Origin of the sequence: Aquicella lusitana (genome assembly GCF_902459475.1) — a bacterium.
In the GTDB taxonomy this organism is placed as follows: domain Bacteria; phylum Pseudomonadota; class Gammaproteobacteria; order DSM-16500; family DSM-16500; genus Aquicella; species Aquicella lusitana.
In genome coordinates, this window is record NZ_LR699114.1 from 1,453,591 (window position 1) to 1,472,810 (window position 19,220).

General features: G+C 43.1%; 17 protein-coding genes. 6 read left to right on the forward strand and 11 right to left on the reverse strand.

The features are described from left to right. Positions 1 to 140: 140 nt before the first annotated feature. Complete coding sequence (gene abc-f / locus AQUSIP_RS06685; protein WP_114835053.1) at positions 141 to 1,757, forward strand: ribosomal protection-like ABC-F family protein; 1,617 nt, start codon at positions 141 to 143, stop codon at positions 1,755 to 1,757. 1 nt (position 1,758) lies between these two features. Here abc-f and AQUSIP_RS06690 read toward each other — a convergent pair whose 3' ends face one another. Beyond that, positions 1,759 to 3,126, reverse strand: a complete 1,368-nt coding sequence (locus AQUSIP_RS06690) for an RCC1 domain-containing protein (protein ID WP_114835052.1) — start codon at positions 3,124 to 3,126, stop codon at positions 1,759 to 1,761. A gap of 224 nt (positions 3,127 to 3,350) precedes the next feature. On the opposite strand from AQUSIP_RS06690, the gene AQUSIP_RS06695 reads away from it, so the two are divergent. Beyond that, entirely contained in the window at positions 3,351 to 3,626 is a 276-nt protein-coding gene (locus tag AQUSIP_RS06695; protein WP_114835051.1) for a hypothetical protein, read from the forward strand. 77 nt (positions 3,627 to 3,703) lie between these two features. After that, positions 3,704 to 4,918 (forward strand): multidrug effflux MFS transporter, encoded by a 1,215-nt coding sequence (locus AQUSIP_RS06700; protein WP_114835050.1) that lies wholly within the window; start codon positions 3,704 to 3,706, stop codon positions 4,916 to 4,918. A 54-nt stretch (positions 4,919 to 4,972) separates the two neighbouring features. On the opposite strand, the gene AQUSIP_RS06705 is transcribed toward AQUSIP_RS06700, so the two are convergent. Next, on the reverse strand, positions 4,973 to 5,314 hold the full coding sequence (locus AQUSIP_RS06705; RefSeq protein ID WP_114835049.1) for a hypothetical protein: 342 nt from the start codon (positions 5,312 to 5,314) through the stop codon (positions 4,973 to 4,975). Between the two features lie 156 nt (positions 5,315 to 5,470). Here AQUSIP_RS06705 and AQUSIP_RS06710 point away from each other — a divergent pair, with 156 nt between their 5' ends. Then, positions 5,471 to 6,433 carry a DMT family transporter gene (locus AQUSIP_RS06710; RefSeq protein ID WP_114835048.1) on the forward strand — a complete coding sequence of 321 codons (963 nt, stop codon included), beginning with the start codon at positions 5,471 to 5,473 and terminating at the stop codon, positions 6,431 to 6,433. Positions 6,434 to 6,448: 15 nt separating this feature from the next. Here AQUSIP_RS06710 and AQUSIP_RS06715 read toward each other — a convergent pair whose 3' ends face one another. Further along, positions 6,449 to 7,591 (reverse strand): phospholipase D-like domain-containing protein, encoded by a 1,143-nt coding sequence (locus tag AQUSIP_RS06715; protein WP_114835047.1) that lies wholly within the window; start codon positions 7,589 to 7,591, stop codon positions 6,449 to 6,451. A gap of 208 nt (positions 7,592 to 7,799) precedes the next feature. Between AQUSIP_RS06715 and AQUSIP_RS06720 the strand changes: the two genes are divergently transcribed. Next, entirely contained in the window at positions 7,800 to 8,801 is a 1,002-nt protein-coding gene (locus AQUSIP_RS06720; protein WP_170131860.1) for an MBL fold metallo-hydrolase, read from the forward strand. A 34-nt stretch (positions 8,802 to 8,835) separates the two neighbouring features. On the opposite strand, the gene AQUSIP_RS06725 is transcribed toward AQUSIP_RS06720, so the two are convergent. From AQUSIP_RS06725 to AQUSIP_RS06760, 8 genes are all read right to left on the reverse strand, one after another. Beyond that, entirely contained in the window at positions 8,836 to 9,612 is a 777-nt protein-coding gene (locus AQUSIP_RS06725) for an SDR family NAD(P)-dependent oxidoreductase (protein WP_114835045.1), read from the reverse strand. Between the two features lie 31 nt (positions 9,613 to 9,643). Then, on the reverse strand, positions 9,644 to 10,606 hold the full coding sequence (locus tag AQUSIP_RS06730) for a hypothetical protein (RefSeq protein ID WP_147277502.1): 963 nt from the start codon (positions 10,604 to 10,606) through the stop codon (positions 9,644 to 9,646). A gap of 222 nt (positions 10,607 to 10,828) precedes the next feature. Continuing rightward, positions 10,829 to 11,236 (reverse strand): hypothetical protein, encoded by a 408-nt coding sequence (locus tag AQUSIP_RS06735; protein WP_114835043.1) that lies wholly within the window; start codon positions 11,234 to 11,236, stop codon positions 10,829 to 10,831. Then, positions 11,185 to 11,661 carry a hypothetical protein gene (locus AQUSIP_RS06740; protein WP_114835042.1) on the reverse strand — a complete coding sequence of 159 codons (477 nt, stop codon included), beginning with the start codon at positions 11,659 to 11,661 and terminating at the stop codon, positions 11,185 to 11,187. Before AQUSIP_RS06740 ends, AQUSIP_RS06735 begins: the two co-directional genes overlap by 52 nt. A gap of 801 nt (positions 11,662 to 12,462) precedes the next feature. After that, positions 12,463 to 13,857, reverse strand: a complete 1,395-nt coding sequence (locus AQUSIP_RS06745; RefSeq protein WP_114835041.1) for a metallophosphoesterase — start codon at positions 13,855 to 13,857, stop codon at positions 12,463 to 12,465. Positions 13,858 to 13,958: 101 nt separating this feature from the next. After that, the gene (locus AQUSIP_RS06750; RefSeq protein WP_114835040.1) at positions 13,959 to 14,951 is read right to left on the reverse strand and encodes a hypothetical protein; all 993 of its coding nucleotides are present in this window, start codon (positions 14,949 to 14,951) and stop codon (positions 13,959 to 13,961) included. 124 nt (positions 14,952 to 15,075) lie between these two features. After that, the gene (locus AQUSIP_RS06755; protein WP_114835039.1) at positions 15,076 to 15,612 is read right to left on the reverse strand and encodes a superoxide dismutase family protein; all 537 of its coding nucleotides are present in this window, start codon (positions 15,610 to 15,612) and stop codon (positions 15,076 to 15,078) included. A 138-nt stretch (positions 15,613 to 15,750) separates the two neighbouring features. Next, positions 15,751 to 16,167: a CBS domain-containing protein gene (locus AQUSIP_RS06760; RefSeq protein WP_114835038.1), complete on the reverse strand. Its 417-nt coding sequence runs from the start codon at positions 16,165 to 16,167 to the stop codon at positions 15,751 to 15,753. A 519-nt stretch (positions 16,168 to 16,686) separates the two neighbouring features. Here AQUSIP_RS06760 and AQUSIP_RS06765 point away from each other — a divergent pair. Then, on the forward strand, positions 16,687 to 19,116 hold the full coding sequence (locus AQUSIP_RS06765; RefSeq protein WP_170131859.1) for an ankyrin repeat domain-containing protein: 2,430 nt from the start codon (positions 16,687 to 16,689) through the stop codon (positions 19,114 to 19,116). The last annotated feature ends 104 nt before the right edge of the window (positions 19,117 to 19,220 follow it).

A 19,220-nucleotide genomic window follows, 5' to 3' on the forward strand; every position in this document is an offset into this window, starting at 1 on the left:
AACACCTTGATTTCCCTTAGTTATATTTGCTAGGATTCAAAGCAACTCAATAAGAGGTCCTCTCATCGATGCGCAACTAAGCTTTTCTCGGTGATCTTCTCCTGAAGATCTATGCTCAAACTTATACCGGAGAGCTTGTGATGTCGCAGCCTAACCCCCTGATTCTTATTCATCAATTATGTTATTCCCTCCCGGACGGAAAGCCGCTTTTTGCCTCCCTTTCGCTTACGCTCGGCACGGAGAAAACCGGCCTCGTAGGACGGAACGGGGCGGGTAAATCGACCTTGCTCAAGCTGATGCTAGGCCATCTTTTGCCGGCTGCCGGCTCAATTCAGGTCACTGGCACGTTAGGCTATTGCCCCCAAGATCCGCCCGAAGCAGCTAATGAAACCATCGCAGATCTGCTGGGAATCCGTTCTAAATTAGAGGCGTTGACACGCATTACGCAGGGCAGTACAGATGAAAACGATTTTCAGTTAATCGCAGATGACTGGCTGATTGAAGAGCGCACATGTCTGCAATTAAAAGCGTTTGGCCTGGATTACCTTCCCCTTTCCTGCCCCACTGCGCACTTAAGCGGCGGTGAAAAAACGCGTCTTCACCTTGCCCGCGTTTTTCTTGCTGATTCAGATATGATCCTCCTGGATGAGCCCACCAACAATCTGGATAGCACAGCGCGCCAACTGCTTTATGACAAAATAGCGAGCTGGAAAAAAGGTTTATTGGTTGTTAGTCATGACCGGACGCTACTGAATTTCATGAATCAAATCGTTGAACTGAACCCGCGGGGCGTCACTATCACCGGCGGCAATTACGATGCTTATCGCACGCAAAAAAGCCTCCAGCAAGCCGCGTTAGAGCGGGAATTAATGGATGCTAAAAAATTATTGCAACAAACCCAAAATACAATTCAGGCAAGCCGGGAAAAGCGTGAACAAAGACAATCCTACGGCCGAAAATTATTTCGCGCAGGCAAAACGGACAAGATTACAGCCAAATCACGAAAAGGCCGCAGCGAAAGAACACAAAGTCGGCTGGTGACGCAAGGCGACATGCTGCTTAAAAAAGCGGAACAGCTGCATGATAAGGCACAATCCAAAATCGAAATAGTGCCAGAGATTCACATTACGCTGCCCAGGACAGCAGTGCCTCATGGCAAAACAGTCTTGGCCATGGAACAGCTCAGCTTTTCCTATGCATCACAGCAACCCGCTCTTATCGATCGCTTTAGTTTGAATGTGTCAGGTCCTGCGCGTATCGCATTAGCAGGAAAAAATGGCAGCGGCAAAACGACATTGGTGAAATTGATTTTGGGTGAATACCTGCCTTCACAGGGAAGCATTTATAGAGGTGTTGAGCAAATACGCTATCTGGATCAGAAAATAACCCTTCTGGATCCTGCTTTATCTCTTTTAGAAAATTTCCTACGATTAAATCCCGACGCCAAAGCGACCGAAGCGCATCACGCACTCGCGCAATTTTTATTTCGCAATACAGCAGCGCATAAATTAGTAGCGGAACTGAGTGGTGGTGAGAAATTGCGTGCGGAACTTGCCTGCGTGCTTTTGTCTTCCCAGCCACCGCAGTTACTGATTCTCGATGAGCCTACTAATCACCTTGACCTTGATAGTATCGCCAGCATCGAATCGGCACTTAGCCACTATGAAGGTGCATTGATCGTGATTTCGCATGATCAGGCCTTTTTACAAAACGTCGGCATCGAAAAAACCATTACTGCACCGTTTAAAGGGGACTAATTTATCGATTGCTGGGGCTAAATGTCATTTCTTTCGTGCATGCTTCAGCAAAAGAGACTTTCATCGGGACATTCAGGTATTCCAGGTCAGAAAAAGAATCCAGGCCTAATTGTTCCATTAAGTTATCACCGCAGCTATACAATTGGCCTTTTTCCGTTAGAAATAATGAAAAGGAAAATCCTGCGGCGACATCTCTAATTTTTATCTTGTTCCTTTCAAAAGCCTCAATCTTTTGAGGCGCAGCTTGAATTTCCTCGTTACCCAAAGCCAATTGCCCGCTACTATTCCAGCCGCAGCCATATACCATGCCATCTGAAGTCAGCAACAAGGCAAAATCTCTACCCGTGCTAATTTTAACAATTTTTTTATCGTGCAATGATGCAACCAATTGAGGATTATTTTGGTCGGCATAGTGACCCAGCCCCAATTGACCATAACCATTGCGGCCGCAGACGTAGACTTCGCCCTCTGCTGTTAAAAAATAACTCTGCTCCCTACCTGCTGCAATGCCAGCGATTTTTTTAGTCAACGGAATAAGAACCGGCACTGGTTGGTAATCATTATTTCCTATTCCCAACTCACCAAACTCATTGCTATATTGACCGTAAACTTTTCCGCTTGCAGTCAAAAATAAAATGTGATTAGCACCAGCAGCCAATGCAATTATTTTTTCGCCGTGTTCAGCAATTGTATGCTGCCCCGTTGATTCAATGAGATGATGCGTCAGAATATCGTAATAATAAATTTCATTATCCGATGTTAAGAAATACGTTCTTTTATTATTAACTGATCTGCATGCATCAATGATTTTTTTGTTTTCAAGCAACCGAAAAAGTTTAAATTTAGCGTCATCCACTTGTTGTGCAATTTTATCTTTATCAAACCCTGGCCTATGATGTGCAGCAGTCGCATAAACCTCTCCATCTTTGGTTATAAATACTGTCCAGATAAAACCGGATTGGCATATGTCGCCAACTATTTTCTTGATTTTTTTCCCCGATAAAAGCGGATCAATTTGTTTAATTATCTGTACATTTCTATTATATGGAGAACCTCCCCACACATAGCAATTTCCATTGGCTGAAAAATAAAAGCCGCTGCTACGACTAGCACCTATTCGAATATTCTGCAATTCTTTTTCGTAACAGCTTTTGCCTTTTTGAAATAATGTGTGGTAATAACGACTGGCATAATCTTTTTTTGTTTCTACGGGCGTACTTTTAAAATCATAGTGCCTTGTTAGTCCACAGGTTAAAGTGAGTGCCAGATTAAAAATACTTTTAGCATCAAGATAAGTAGCCAAATAAATTAATAAATCATGAGGAATATTAAAAATAGTAACGTCTATGGGTTTGCTTTGAGTAAACATGATGGGACATCCTGAGTGATAAAAATTTTATAATTGGGTATGAGCGCTTTTAATTGTTCAATAATTTACCTACACCGGTGAGGCTTCGCTATGGGTAAAGTTACCCAGCCTAAAAACCCTCATATATCATGCTATTACAAAGGTGACCGCTCTTAACCAAAAAAACTGTTATCAAATCAGGTTATAATATAAAGAGAAAAACCATTATCGCAGGAGCAAAACCCATGGCGACAGATATCAAAATGGCAAAATTGGATCCCGCGAGTGTATTTAAATCGCCACAAGAAGTGCTTCAGGACAAATCACTCTCCCGGAATCAAAAAATTGATATCCTACAACGCTGGGCGTACGATGAACGCGAACTTGCTGTAGCCGAAGAAGAAAATATGCAGAGTTCGGGCGCGAACAAACATAATATTTTGGATGAAGTCTTAAAATGCCTGATTAAATTAGGTATCGATACAGATCAGAATGAACCCCCGCCTACCAAGCACGGCTAATAATTTAATGATTTCAGCCCAAACACAGCAGCTTGCACAGTTTTAAGAAAAGAAACGAAAGAAGGACCAGATTCATTATGCAGCTTTCACCCGATGCGACTAAAGCGAATCTGACTTTTAGCTTGTTCATGATGTTGCTTCTGTATTCCTCCTTAGGTCAAGTTGCCGCCGATATGTATGTGCCCTCGCTGCCTACCATTGCTGCCCAGTTTGGCAACGAGACATCCGCTATTCAGCTTACGCTCTCTGTTTATATTTTTGGTTTCAGTATTTCTCAATTGATTTATGGCCCACTCTCCGATCGATATGGACGGCGACCGCCGATGTTGATTGGAGTGGGTATTGGCATGGCTGGCACCGTAATCTGTCTTTTCGCCCCGTCAGTTTACATACTCATTTTGGGCCGGTTCATCCAGGGCGCAGGCATTGGTGTTTGTAACTCGGTAGGCCGTTCCTTAACACGTGATATATTATCTGGCACGCATCTCGCCAAAATCGGTTCGCACATCGGCATGGCAGCAGTCCTATTGCTTGCAATCGCGCCTACCATCGGCGGTTATATTCAAGATTATCTTGGCTGGCGTGCCATCTTTTTTATTCTTTTTATTTATACTTTCTGCATCTGGTTATTCATGTTGAAAACATTGCCTGAGACGAACCGCTATTTGAATCCGGAAGCTACCAAAATTAAAATTATCACGAGCAATTATCGAACCCTCATCACGAACAAAACATTTATTGGCTATACGATCTGCGCAAGCGCGGCCTATGCCGGCCTCATCGCTTATTTCACTGCCGCACCCTTTCTGCTGCAAACCGTCGTCGGCTTAACACCTGTTGAATTTGGATGGCTTGCTTTTTTAACATCCGGTGCGCTTTTTCTCACGATGTTTATTAATAGCAGGCTGATCGTAAAAGTCGGCATCGCACGCATGATTTTTGTCGGAAATTTATTGATGCTAAGCGGCGGTATCCTCATGCTTGTTTTTGGTTTATTAGGTTATATCAACACTTTTGTTATAATGTTTCCTGTGATTCTCTTTGCCATGGGTGCTGGATTAACATTCTCAAATGCATTTGCTGGCGCATTTCATCCCTTCCCTAGAATGGCAGGCGTCGTCGGTGCAGTGTATGGCTGTCTGCAAATTCTGGGCGGTTCTATAACCAGTGCGCTGATCGCAAGCCTCCATGAAAATAATCAATTGCCCCTTTCTTACATTTTGATTTTCATGGGACTGGCAGCCTTATTTTCGCTAAGACTTGCTGCAAATGATGCCGGTCATGAACAGTAGGCAATGCTCAGGCATGCGATATATCTTACAAAAAATCTCGCCACTCCTGTCGCTTCAATCGGAATTGGAATGAAAGCGGTGTAAAAAGCGGTGAATGATCGGCGCAAAAATGACTCCCACGACAGAAACATATGCAATGCCACAAAACAGCGCATAGAAAGCCCCAAACAGCATACCTGCCTGTGTTCGAAGCGGTGTCGCCTGGCCCATATCGGAAAAAACCATAGAAGCATTTAAAAATGCTTCCACCCAGGACATTTCGCCATAAATGTGATAACCCCATACACCTATACAGAGCACGATGATAATCACGAACAAACCAAAGAAAAAGCTGTATACCAATCGCATCACAAAACGGGACGTAGAAGCCAATGGTTCGTCATGTTTCTCAAACATATACTCTTCCTTTATCGCGACTGCTTTCTTTTATTGTAGCAGGTGTTGACGCAGCAAACATACTCTGAATTAATACGTTTTTTTCGCTACTGCTTGATAAATTCCGCCACTTATGCTGGAGCCGGTCTACGCCAACATTGATTCAGATGATCATCAATGATTATAATCACTGAGATTAAAAAGCGTGCAAGGTGGGCGATGAAGCATGATTTGTTACTAGGCGTGGCATTGACACTGCTAGCCGCGTTTTTATATTCATCCCAGGCCGCGCTGGTGAAGGCTGAATACCTGCACCTTCCGCCCCTGCCTGTTGTGATCTTTATACAAAGCATCGTGGCGTTGACACTGATTTTACCAATCATTTTCAAGAACGGTCCCGCGCACGCAAAAAATTTGCTGCTCACAAAAAAAATTGGGCTGCATCTATTACGAACCGTCTTTAGCCTGTCAATTAGCTTCCTGCTATTTTATTCAGTAACATTCATTCCACTAGTGAATAGCATTCTGCTTGCCAACACAGCGCCCCTGATCACGCCGTTTTTAGCGTATCTATTTTTGTCTCAAAAAATCAACCATCGTTTATGGGTCCCTATTCTCATCGGGTATGCAGGCGTTGCAATCGTTCTACATCCAGATTCACGTATTTTCAATCCCGCCTCTCTACTTGCCCTGGGTGCGGCGTTTGCCTGGGCTTCTACCATGCTGACAGTACGCAAGCTTTCCGCCACTGATGCCACCGAAACAATCGCTTTTTATTTTTTCCTGTTTTCTTCCATTCTATCCGGGCTCATCTCGCTTTTCTTCTGGACGCCGATAACCACTCACATGATGATCATTATGCTCATCATTGGTATCCTTTATTTTTTAACCCAGTATGCTGCTACTTCTGCGTTAAAATATGCGCACGCCCAATTAGTGGGTTCGCTTTTTTATGCGAATATTCTTTATGCGACTGCTATTTCGCAGTTTGTATGGAACATACTGCCAGCCCTCTCTACTCTCGCGGGCATGGTATTAATTATCATTGGCGGGCTTCTGTGCATTCACGTGGAGCACACGACTCATCAACACTCAACAGCATTAAAAGAAGACGAACTGGATTATGCAAACGAAAGCTGACCCTGACTGCGGCCATTATAAAAAATATTTTCCGTATAGAAGCAGATAACCCAAGTATTTTTTATAAAAAGATTGTTTGTGTAAATCTTCAAATTCAATTTTGCGACACTGAGTCAGGCTTTCCTTGAACTGGCTTTCAAGCATTTCTTCCGCCTCAGTAGTTTGAATGGTAACATCGACTTCCAGATCATGTCTCAAACTGCGCTGATTCAGGTTACTGGATCCGATGGAATACCAGTCATCAATGATTAGTACTTTGGAGTGCAGAATATTAGGCAAGTACTCATACACTTCTACTCGAGCTTTTAATAGACGCGTATAAAAAGTTGTCGCAATGATCGGCATAATAAAGACATCAGACTGATAGGGCAGAATAATTTTTACATCAACGCCCCGCTTGGCGGCTTTGATCAATTGTTTCAATAAAAAAAAGTCTGGATTGAAATAAGCAATGGTGACCCAAATCCTGCGTGTAGCCATTGAGAGCCTGCGCAGCAGTGATTTATATAGCACGCGGCGTAAATGGCGGGAATAATTCAGGCGAAAGACAGGATTAAGATCAACTTTTTGAAAACTTTTCTGAATGCGTTCGCGAATAGGAAAGCCTTTCCAGGCCAGGTCAAAAGCGGTTTTTAAGTCGCTGGTATCAAATCCCGCGAGCCTATCAATTGTATCATGCCAGCCTTCTCCGCCACGCGCTTTGCTTAAATGTTTTTGAGAAATATTGGCACTGCCAACATAGGCTATATTTTCATCGATACGACACGTTTTGCGGTGATTGCGCTTATTAATTTTGGATAGGAAATAAACGGCTTTGACGACAAAAAATGACTGATAATTTGACCGGCTCCACTGCCAGAAACTCCATGGGGAGGGATGGAATACGCGAATCGTTACCCCTGCTGCCTCCATCTGTCCGAGCAGCATTCCCAGGTTCGACGTACCAATGCCATCCACCAGCAGCCTTACCTGCACGCCTCTTGCTGCAGCATCAGCAAGGGCCGATGCAACCTCCGCACCCAGCAAATCGGGGTCATAAATATACGTTTCCAGATCAATAGATGTTTTTGCCTGTCTGATATCAGCCAGCAGCCGCTCGAAATAAACATCAGCATTAAAGATGGTTTCTTTTTGGGAAACAGTCGCTTTATCGTCCATGAGATAAGTTCATTTGTTCTGTCCTAGCATGTTTTATTCCGATTATTTAAACGTAAACACGCGCTTACGATAGATAATACAGTACGAACAAATTATATTAGAATATTATTATTGAGATGTCATGAATCGGTGTAAATGTTCGGCTATAAAAACCCGGCTGCAAGCGGCAGGGTTGATGTGATAACTTCATTATTCTATGGACAACAAGATGCCGCATTCTCATAAACCAGCTAAGAAAGCCCATTATATGAAGTTTCCCCGCTATAGGCGTTTTAAAAATCCGCCCGGGGGAATAAAACGCAAATTTAGCTTGTACAGGCGGCTTTTCTTTTTCATGCGGCGCCTGTTTTATCTGCCCCCCACTCTGCCTGAGAGTTTTGTCGTCCCCTCGCAGGAAGCTTTACTTACGTATTACCATCTTGAAGAGGAAAATACCATCACCTGGCTGGGACATAGCACATTTCTGATTAAACTCAATGGAAAAACCATTTTGACTGATCCTTTTTTAACTTCGCATGCTTCACCCATTCCAGGCGTAGGGCCTAAACGTTTTTCACCGCCCGGGCTTCCTATTGCGGATTTGCCGCGCATTGACATGCTGGTGGTGAGCCATGATCACTATGATCATTGCGATGCACGCACCATTGCTCATCTGCCAAATAAATCGGATATCCAAGTCGTAGTACCCTTGCGGCTAGGTAAATTGTTCAGAAAATACGGCTATAAAAAGAAACAGATTCACGAACTGGATTGGTATGAAACCTGGTCGCATGAAGACATTACCATTCGGGCTCTGCCTGCCTATCATTATTCCAAACGACATTTATTTACGCACAACACTTCACTCTGGGCTGCATTCAGCATTCATAACCATCAAAAAAAACTCTATTTTAGTGGTGACACAGGTTATGGCACGCTTTTTCCTGAATTGGGTGACAATTTCGGCCCATTTGATTATGCGCTGCTCAGCATTGGTTCCTACGAACCGCCTGATTTTATGTTGGCAGGCCATTTATCACCCGAGCAAGCCGTGCAGGTAGGGATCGATTTACGGGCAAAAACACTGGTCGCCATGCATTGGGGTACGCTTATCCTATCTGATGAGCCGCCCCTTGAACCGCCCCTGCGCTTTTATCATGCCGCACAAATGGCGCAAATTCCTTATCATGGCATCTGGATTTTAAATATTGGCGAGACACGAAAATTATAATCCGACTTCGTTTTCGCTTTTAGCTACGGGAGCGTTACTGATCTTTAGCCTTGCGCGAAACCATCGTTGCTGCAGCCTGATCCGTTGGCATGATCAGGATTTCGCTAATATTCACATGAGCCGGCCGGGTAGCACAATAAAGAACCGCATCCGCAACATCCAGCGCCGTCAGCGGTTGCATGCCTTCGTAGACTGCGGCCGCACGCTGTTCATCTCCCTTAAACCGCACTTTGCTAAAATTGGTTTCAACCGCACCAGGATCCACAGTACTGACCCGTATGCGTGAGCCTAACAAATCCATGCGCAAGCCCTGCGTAATGGCGTTGACTGCAAATTTGCTCGCACAATACACTGCCCCTTTGGGGTAAACCTGATGACCTGCGATGGAGCCAATATTAATAATGTGGCCTCTATTCTGCTTCAACATGTGCGGCAGGATTTCCCGGGTCATATAAAGCAGGCCCTTCACATTGGTGTCGATCATGTCTTCCCAATCTTGAACCTGACCTTCATGTAAAAAATCAAGTCCGGCTGCTAAGCCTGCGTTATTAATCAGAATATCAATTGCCTTCCATTTATCTGGCAACGCATGAATGGCTGCTGTAATCTGCTCCTTGCTTCGTACATCCAGCATGATGGTGTGGATTTCAATGCCATGAGCGTTTTGCAATTGCGCCGCGAGTGCATGCAATTTTTCAATCTGCCGCGCACAGAGAATCAGGTTCGCGCCCATCGCAGCAAACTGACTGGCGCAAGCAGCACCAATGCCACTTGATGCGCCGGTAATCAACACCGTTTTATTTTTTAACATCCGCCTCTCTCATTTTTATCGTTATAAAGTCTCAGGATACGCTTTCATCCGCAATAGCAAGTACCTGAGGCATGTAAACAGCCGGTTTTGCCATCCAGGCAAGAAAATCCGCCTTGACATCTTCCTCGGGTATGCCGCGCATCATATCGAGGAAATAATCAACCGTAAATCCTACATTGTAAGTGTTAGGGAGTGAATGTTTACCAATCGTATAGGCACCGATCAATTTTAATGACCATGCGCCATAACAAGGCAATGTATTCCAGGCAAGCTCCGCCTGGTAATGATTAAAGGGCTCACGAACGGCAGCCGAGGCACCCACCGCAATATAATCTCCCAGCTGTTGACGGAGATGCGCGGTTCCGCCCCATCCCTTGGCCGTGGTCGAAGGCTCATAACGCATATCATAGCGAACATTATCATAGTTAAGATCAATACCGGCTCGCATTCCCTGCCACGCCTGAATACTGAAACCTGGGCTGATCCCCGACGCGTGCGATCCGGCAAGGCGCTGAATGTTAGTAAAAGGCTGAACCACGCCGCTACTATTGATAAAAGTGCCGGTCTCTGTTCCTAGCGCAGCACTGGAAGCGGATGCATAATAGCCGTTTAAACCTAATTGAGGGTGAAACCGCACATAACGGCCAAGATCATATTGATACGCAGCACCCACCGCACCTTGATTCGCCCAATCGTGATTATTACCGGCAAAGTACGCGTAGTTAATTTGCTGCCATAAAAATTCCGCTGAAAATTTTAATGCATGCGCTTGCATGATATTCCAGCCCACTGAGCCGCCTGCGCGCAGATTTCTGATGCCCGCTTCACCTGATATCGCATACGCACTGGTATCAGTCAGCATGCTGTTAAAACCGCCACGCAAGGTTGGCCCCAGAAATGTGGCAGGATGGTCGTTGTTGGGGACGGCCGAATAAGCAGCGCTGACACTTAATACGCCGCAAAAAGCAGCCATTATCCTGAAATATCGTTTCATCGCGCCTCCAGTCTATTTTTATGCATTCCTTGGAATAAGACCGGATAGTCTAGCTAAATCGATTTCAAAATGAAATCCTTGGCGCAATTCAATTTTAAACGCTTGGATAATACTGGATAGATATTGCCTGGGCCACGCAAGGAGCAAAGCAGCTGACTTAGCTTTGCTCCCGGGGAACCTCCTTTTAACAATGGCGTTAAGCGAGACAAACCAGATAAGCAGCTATTTAAATTTCCTGTAAATCGAAACTTTACTCCATGCTTCAAATCGGGTTAGCCCTACCTCACGAATGATTTCTGATTTTATCCGCAATAGTTTTTGCTTTTTCTGATTTTCATTTCCCGTTAATTGATTAAGTTCGTCTATTCTCCTCGTATAAAATTGCTTCAAAAGCCGTTCGCCAGGCGACTCTTTCGGAAGTTTAATTTCATCTATAGCTTTTTTAATGACGCGGATTATTTTTTCTTTTTCTATTTCCAGCTCAGACTTAGTTTGCGATTGTTCTGAAGGCTTGAATAAAGACAGCTGAGATATTTCAGCTTGTTTTTTTTGGCTTTTTAATATGACTAATTTTTCAGCTAGATGGCAAGTCTGCCCACCAAGTACATTTTCGTCAACAGGTGTCGACATTTTTTTAAATCGGAAAACGAAAAATCATCTATTTTTATGCTTCGAAAAAAATTAACCGTTGCCCTGAGACCATCACCAATCGTTGATGTTTTATACTCTTTACTCTGTTCATATTCGCGCGATAATTCATTATAAGCATTATCGAAGCTTTGTTTGACGGCGTTGAATCTTTGTTTGTAAGAAGTTTCTGCGGTGGCCACTTCGGTTAAATAATCTGCCACTTCAATAATTAGAGCATCAATCTCTTCTATATTTTTGGTTTTCAGCGAAAAAGTTTTGCTTAATAACGCTTGACGTTTTAATTTTAGCTTTTCAATAACATCATCTTTCTCTTTATCAATAGGAGTAATTTGTTGCTTATACCTATTAACCAAATCGCTGAATTTCTGTCTATAGTGCTCAGATATTTTAACAGTCGGATACATACAACCCCCCTCTTATTATGTTTAATTACGCTATTAAAACAGAATAATACAAGCAAGATTAAGGATTTATTAAATCCACTTCAAATCCAGACGAACTAGCATTTATTCTTTAACAAGGGTAGTCAATCCAATAATGTGGCTTAAATGGTCTCTTGGATGCTGCTGAAGAAATTATATATTAAATAACAAGTGGTGCGCCAGCTTGCTTGTTCGCTGCAATGCATCCAGCACCGGCCTATCCATCCTGCTCTGAACCTGCTTGTCATCCCGCACTTGTTGCGGGATCCGGTATAAAAAATATATGCATTATTTTTTTTATACGCCAGACCCCGCAACAAGTGCGTGGTGACAAAATCCAAGTGCGGGTGACAAGCACATACGGAGAATGACAAAGCGCACAGTGTGACGAAATAGCACCGAAAGCGGATGCTAATAACCATTTAAACCAAAATGAAAAGGCGCAATTATCTTTTGGGCAGCTATTTCTAGTCGGGTTTTAATGAACTCAAACTGTGTTATTTTTTTAATATCATATTCATGAAGATTTAAGCACTGCTTAACCAAAATGTTAGCGGGATTATCTATCATACTGTCGCAAGTATGCACCGTTCTGCCTTGTTTCCTTTTTTCCATGAGACACCGGTACTTGGCATGTACTTCGTTGCAAAGGTGATAGTAAAGGCCATGATATTCCTCGCTCTTACAGGACGACTCGCTATAAACAGAGGAAGGTATCAAATTTGATCAGGAAAAGTGGATAGGTAATATTACCCATGCAGGAACAATAGCATTATTAAACAATTAGATTGCAGCCAGACATTTCCTGTAATTGGCCGCGTTTACCGTGCGTGTCGCACACCAGTAATAGGGTTTCCACTGGTTTGTAATAGGCTGACTAGTGGTGCTAACAGCGTAATAATATTTATACGAATCTGCTAACCTTCCTGTTTGCTGCAACGCATCCATCCCTTTGAGGATAGGACAGTTGTTGCAGCCAAGCGGGTACACACGATTAAAAGTATATTCGAGTCCCCATCTTTTTTTACTGAGCGGATAATAAAAAGTCTCCACATTATCAATTTGATGAGACGTGAATGAATACGTATAAATTTTAAATCCGGGGTTATTGCCAAATAGAGGACTGATGGAAGGTGTACCCGTCACCGGCACGCGGTTCGCATTGCTCAAGGTTAGAATCTGGAACCAATCAGTGTGCAAATGACCGGCAAAAATACCGGAAATTTCGGGCGCAAACTGCTTTAATTCAGCTTCAAAGCGCTCTGTATATTCAGTTTTCCAGAGCTCGATCAACCTGAGCAAACGAAATTGCAAAGTGGCGTAAACATCAATGCCAGGAGGTATATGCATCGCAATCAACACGTGCTGCCGGCGCTTCCTTGCTTCTGCAAGCTGTTCATGCAACCAGCCGAGTTCTGTATTCGCAGCCTGATGAATATTTTTTCCTTTTGCTTTATAGGAGAACAGCACGGTGTTCAAAACAATCAGACGCAAAGCAGGATAATGGGGAATATCCACTGAATAATATCCGCCCGTCGGAAATTCACGCAGTAACGCAGCCCGATTGTTTTTGTCCTTTACTAAACCAGCCCAAAGGTGGGCCGTGTCGCTAAAAAAAGCGCCATGCGGTTCTGATACATAATCGCCGCGGTAGGAATCATTATTGCCTACCACAGCATAGGCATCTATTCCGGGAAAAGCGCGCATGAATTCGCTTGTTAAAAATACCATGGTTTTCCGGACAAATGCGCGATAACCTGCCGATGACTTATCGAGTGCATACTGCTTATAATATCGTCGGTAATCATGCCCAAGAAAGTCACCCAGCACCATCACAAATTGCGCTTGTTCTTTCTGCGCGGCCTGACTTGCAGCTCCAAGCGCGGATTTGAGTAATGGATAGTTAGTATCCTGGCGGTACTGCGGAGCGCTGATATCGTATTTCGCCAGAATAGCGGGCCATTGTGCTGCTGGCGTTTGCTGTAATTTTTTTATTAACGGACAAGGCCTTACAGGAGCTTGATAACAAGAAATAAAAGGATCAAAGTGCACATCCGTTATGCTGAGGAAATGAATATTATTAGCCGGACCCGAAGCAAAACTGGATGGAATCATTACGCCTGTAACAAGCGCTAAAAAGCAAAATAAAGTCGAAAACCAACGAGCTGTTAAAAGCATGGGATATCTCATGGATTCTATCATCGCGATGAATAACAATTAGTTTATATGGATATAAAACAAATAGACAATAAAATTAACCCAGCAAGCGGCACAAGCCATTAACGTATTCTTTTTTTGGATTCAGGTTTTGTGATCGAAGATGACTCTTCTTTTTTAGAAGGAGTACGTTTCATAATGCTGTATCTTGTCAATTCCGAACTGGCTTTAGCCATTTTCTGAATAAGAATATTCGCAGCAGTCCACTTGAGTTGGCCCCGCTTGGCAGCGTCGATTATTTTTAACTGGTGATAAACACTTTCCGGTAAAGAGACAATATGTTTTTTATTATTAAACATAAAAGTATAGGGATAAGTTACTTGTTTGTCAGTAAGTTTCCTTTGGTTTTCAGAAATAGCTTCATAAATGTTGTTGCGTAAACCAATCAGTTCTGATCGGGCAGCCTGTTCAGTTATCCAGTGTTCATAATCTTGTTTATTCATATTAGTGATCACATCTACAATTTTGTTGCCCACCATTTTTTGGCACACATAATTCCATTGATTGTTTATTTTTATTGCGAACACAGCGGCTGCCTCTGCATTATCATAATAATCCGTTTTACGGATAATAAATAAATTTTGCTTACTATTGTCCATGAAATTTCGAATATCCGCCTCCATCAAGGCAGGATCCGTTTCACCTTCCGTGTTCTCATCCAAACTAAGACGATTGATATGAGCGATTCGGGGAGTAGCAGTATTTTCTTCCGCCACAAAACTACAGCCTGTTAGCATGGGGGTAATAATTATCTGCGCCTCGGCAGGAACCTCGATCTCTATTGATTCATTGCTTTCGCAAGGAACGTAAAAAGCGGGGAAGCGCAACAATGCCTTCCCCTTTAACTGACTATAAAGCCGGCTGTTTTCCGGTACCATGATTAAAATATCTTCGCCCAAACCCAGTTTAAGCTCGGCCGAGTCGAACAAGGCAAAATTAGTCATCCCCCCTGCCGCCAATCCGGGAGCCTCACTTTGAACCAACCCCATCAACATTACCGGGTTGGTAAGCAGCATATTGATTATAAAGTTAAAATCAGCATCAGCGCTGTTCATTTAGAAGGGCCTTTTTGTCCTCACACTACTACAGTATAAGAGGAAAAAGGCCCTAATAATTAAAAGCTAAAGAAATTCTTCGGAAGCTGGTTATCAAGATCAAACTTCTCTAAAAGAAATTGAACTAGGATTTTTTTTCAGCCGAGGAAATGACACCGCACGCAATACGCGCGCCGCCGCCACCCAGTTTTTCGGGATGGTCAGAATAATTATCACCCCCCTCATGAATCATGAGCGCGTGGCCTTTTAACTCCGCCATCTTAAAACGCGGGGCAAGCGTAGGCAGTGTTGCTGACCCGTCCTCATTAACAATTAAAACTGGGAGATCTCCCAAATGGCTATGTTTGATATAAGGCCCATTGTGTTCTTTTGTGTTAGCAGGATCAAAATGCCCGCCTGCGGCCATGCCCTTATCTGCGCAGGAAGGGTTTTCATGGATATGAAATCCATGGATACCGGGCGGAAGACCTTTTAAATCAGGGGTCAGCAATACACCACAAATGGAAAGCTCAACTTTTACAGTGCCAATACTTTTACTTTGATTATTTTCATCTACCAAATACATGGGAATAACAACCTGATGTGACGCAGCGCAAGCCAACTTAATACCTAGAAGCGCCAATAAGCTTACTATTCCGTTCGCTATTCTTTTTCCTTGCATGTTTAAAATTCCTTCAGTTTATTCACAATGCAGCTATTAATCATACTTCGGGTAGATTAGGTTCGTAAACTGATATTGGGAGAATAGATGATCAAGAAAAATAGGATAGCGCCAAACATGAGCTTGGCGCCAATGTGCCTATTCTTGTGAAACCGCGTCAGTCAGCTCAGCACTTAGCGATGGATTGTGACACTTGGTAGCAATATCGCCAAGGGATATGATACCTGTCAGACGTTTGTCCTTGTTTAACACCACAAGCCGGCGGATTTGCAACTGTTCCATTTGTTGCGCGACTTTTTCTATATCATCCGACTCAAAACAAAAATGTATTCCCTTGCTCATGACGTCCCTTAATGTTGTTTTAGCAGGATCCTTACCCTCCGCCACTGCACGGATCACAATATCACGATCTGTTACCGCACCAATCAAACGGTCATTTTCCCCTACCGGGATAAATCCATAATCATGTGTATTCATTTGTCGAGCGGCTTCTTTTAAAGTAGCAGTTGGAGGGAGAAATTCAGGTTTTTTCGACATAACATCTTTCGCTTTCATAAGCACCTCCTTGAAAAAAGACTTTAAGCCATTTTTATTCTTGACAACATAAATTATAACATTATACCGACACCCCTGCAGTCGGAGAGAAAAGCGCCCACATTAATAGATTGATAATAATGATGAATTATTTCTGATGGCTAGTTTAACGTTACCGGGCCAATTTAATTGAATTTCTCCGATTTAACCTCACTAGAAAAAAGCCGAAAATTCACAGCGTTCAATGATACAATCTTAAGAAAACAATTTTTAAAATTCATTTAAAAACAAAAAGCTATTGCCATGGGCGAGAGCGAAGCAAGCCAGATTTTATTGTACATTTGAAAGGAGCATGTGGCATGAATGCTCGTTGTAAAAACTGGATTCCTCCGTTTTCGCTTGCAATCACGGTCTTATCTTGATCCTCCTATAAAAAATCAGCTGCTTAACTTCTCGTTAATATTCAACGTTTATACTAGGCCTCATCATTTCATAACGATTTCCCTATAAATTATGTATTCGCACAGTTACAACTCAAGCATGCTAAAAAAGCTGGAAGCATTCCTCAACGACGCCTCTTCCAGCCACGGTACACCTGTTTCCGTAAAGTCGTGCCAATGCAATAACATGGAAGCAATCAAGGATTATCTCTACGAACGCTTTCAGGCACCCCAGAACCAAACGATTTTACTATTATGCGCGGACCATGCCGGTTATGGTGATTTGCTGTTCGGTCTACGAATGGCAGGAGTAATAAAGGAAAAATTTCCTTCTATCACCATTCATTTTGTCACGAGCAAATCTGGACAGAAAAAAATACTGGAATTAAGCGGTGGCATTGAATTTGGATTAACTGATTGCATTTATAACATCGAAGATTATCTGGGTCACATAAATCAAACATACGCTAATGGTGCGTGGTTAGATAATCCAGCACAACTCGAACAACGTGACAAAATGGTACCTGATCTGATCATTGAGGCGCCTGTTTACAGCCTTTTAAAACCGAATATTCAGTATTTACCTAATAAAAATAATATTCTCTTAATCTCAGAGTATGGGGCTGATGCAAACAAGAGTTTTACTACTATTTCATCCTCACAAAAAATGCAGGAATACTTTGAAGTAAATGGTATAAATATCGCAAGCAGTATTGATACCGGTTTTTTAGAGCATGAATCGGGTATTCTCATTGATCCTTCATTAGCCGCAAACAGCAACCGATTAGCTGCCTGGCAAAGCGTACCGGAACCTTACCGCTCTATTTTATTACAACATCGCCAGCCTGCCGCTTATGATCAGGACATTGAGCTTGGGATGGGGTATACAGCAGCTCCTTATCTACAAGGCATCGGAATTTTTGCTGAACTGCTTGGAAATTCAAATAAAAACGCAGACCTGCTACTACTTGGACACGCATCTGAAGCGTATAGCATGCTTGATGTAAACCAAATTCTAAAAGAAAATAATTTTGATCTTTTTATTATTCATAACCTCGATAATAACGAAATACAGCATATCCCTTTAAACAATCATCAAGCTAAACAGGCTCGTCCCGAAAGAACCTTTAGATTGCTTCATAAAAAAAACATACCTCATGGTCAATTGACGCAATTAAATAAAGTGGCCGGCTGTTTTCGCATTGCAACCGGCGACCAATCCATGACTGAAGCGTGCTCCAACCCCGCGGTCGCGGTCGTTGCCTATGAAACCCTACTGCACAAGCGTCCATTTGCGAACAGTATTCGAAGGCTCGCCTCCCGTTTTGAATCTCTGGCACCTGGCATTTCGAGGGCAGTGGAATTACTCACTTGGTATCCAACCAGCGGACAAGAGCCCGTTTCCCTCTCCTATAGCCAAATAAAAGAATTAGGCTGCCTAATAAGAAATCCCGCCATCCAGGGTGCACTTGAAAAAATGTATCACCTTATCAGGACTGAATATAATCTGAATCATACCATCATCGCGCGTATTAACAGGTTATTGTGGTACGGGTTTAATCCTTCCCTCAAACAACTTGAATCTGAATTATTTCAGCAGATGAAATATGACAATGTTGATCAGGTTCAGGCCACCATCGAAATGCTGTTAGGTATGCTGAATCAGCCAAAGGAATTTCACAAGATTACGAGCGAAGATTATGTGTATCGCGACGATGGAACACTCGAGGACGCGGTTGCCAACAATGATTACTATCAAGTGCTGTTGCATCTTAAATTTGATGAAGAAGGAGCGTTTTTAAAACCGTACTTGAATGAAAATAAAATCCAGCTGCAGCATTTACTTGAACTCGCTATTTCATCGGGCGCCAGTTTGGATATCATTAAAATTCTATTAGAGGTAGGCGCCAACTCCGAAGCTGCAAACGCATACGGCCTGACGCCGATTGCCCAAGCTGTTATCAGTCAGCACGTCGACGCTTTGATGTTTTTTATGGAGGCAGGCGCAAACACACTAACCCAGACGCCGCAGCAGCATACATTACTCCATCTTGCTGTTTTCAAGCACAATGCCGGAATGCTAAACATAATACTGCAGGCAAATGCCATTGAACTGATCAATTGGCCAGATAAACATGGTAGAACACCTCTCCACTATGCTGCCATCCATAACGACTTACCCACTTGCAAAATGTTAATTCAACATGGAGCTGATGTATTGCGTAAAGATAAAGATGAAAAAACAGCCAGCATGTATGCAAAAGATCTTTTACGCCAGTATATTCATCGTACTCAGATGATGCAGGAACATCGTGCCAGCATCAATGCGCGATACTTGTTTAAACTGGGACTTACCCGCAAAATTCAATCTTCTTCATTTTTTGGGCAAACCAGAAGTAAGTCCGACCAAACGACTCCTTCTGTTTGTAACTCAGCAATGATGAAACTCCCATCAGCGCCCAAGAATGACCACGCTATTTCTGCTGCAACTATCAAACTTGATTTCATGTCCAAACGCAGCCAGCGCTAGTTTGATAGCAGCTTGAAATCATTGAGCACTACTGCCTTTAAGCTGCTTCGATCCGTTCGGTTGGCATCTCGCAATTTTCTTTTTGAGCGATATAATAGCGAAGT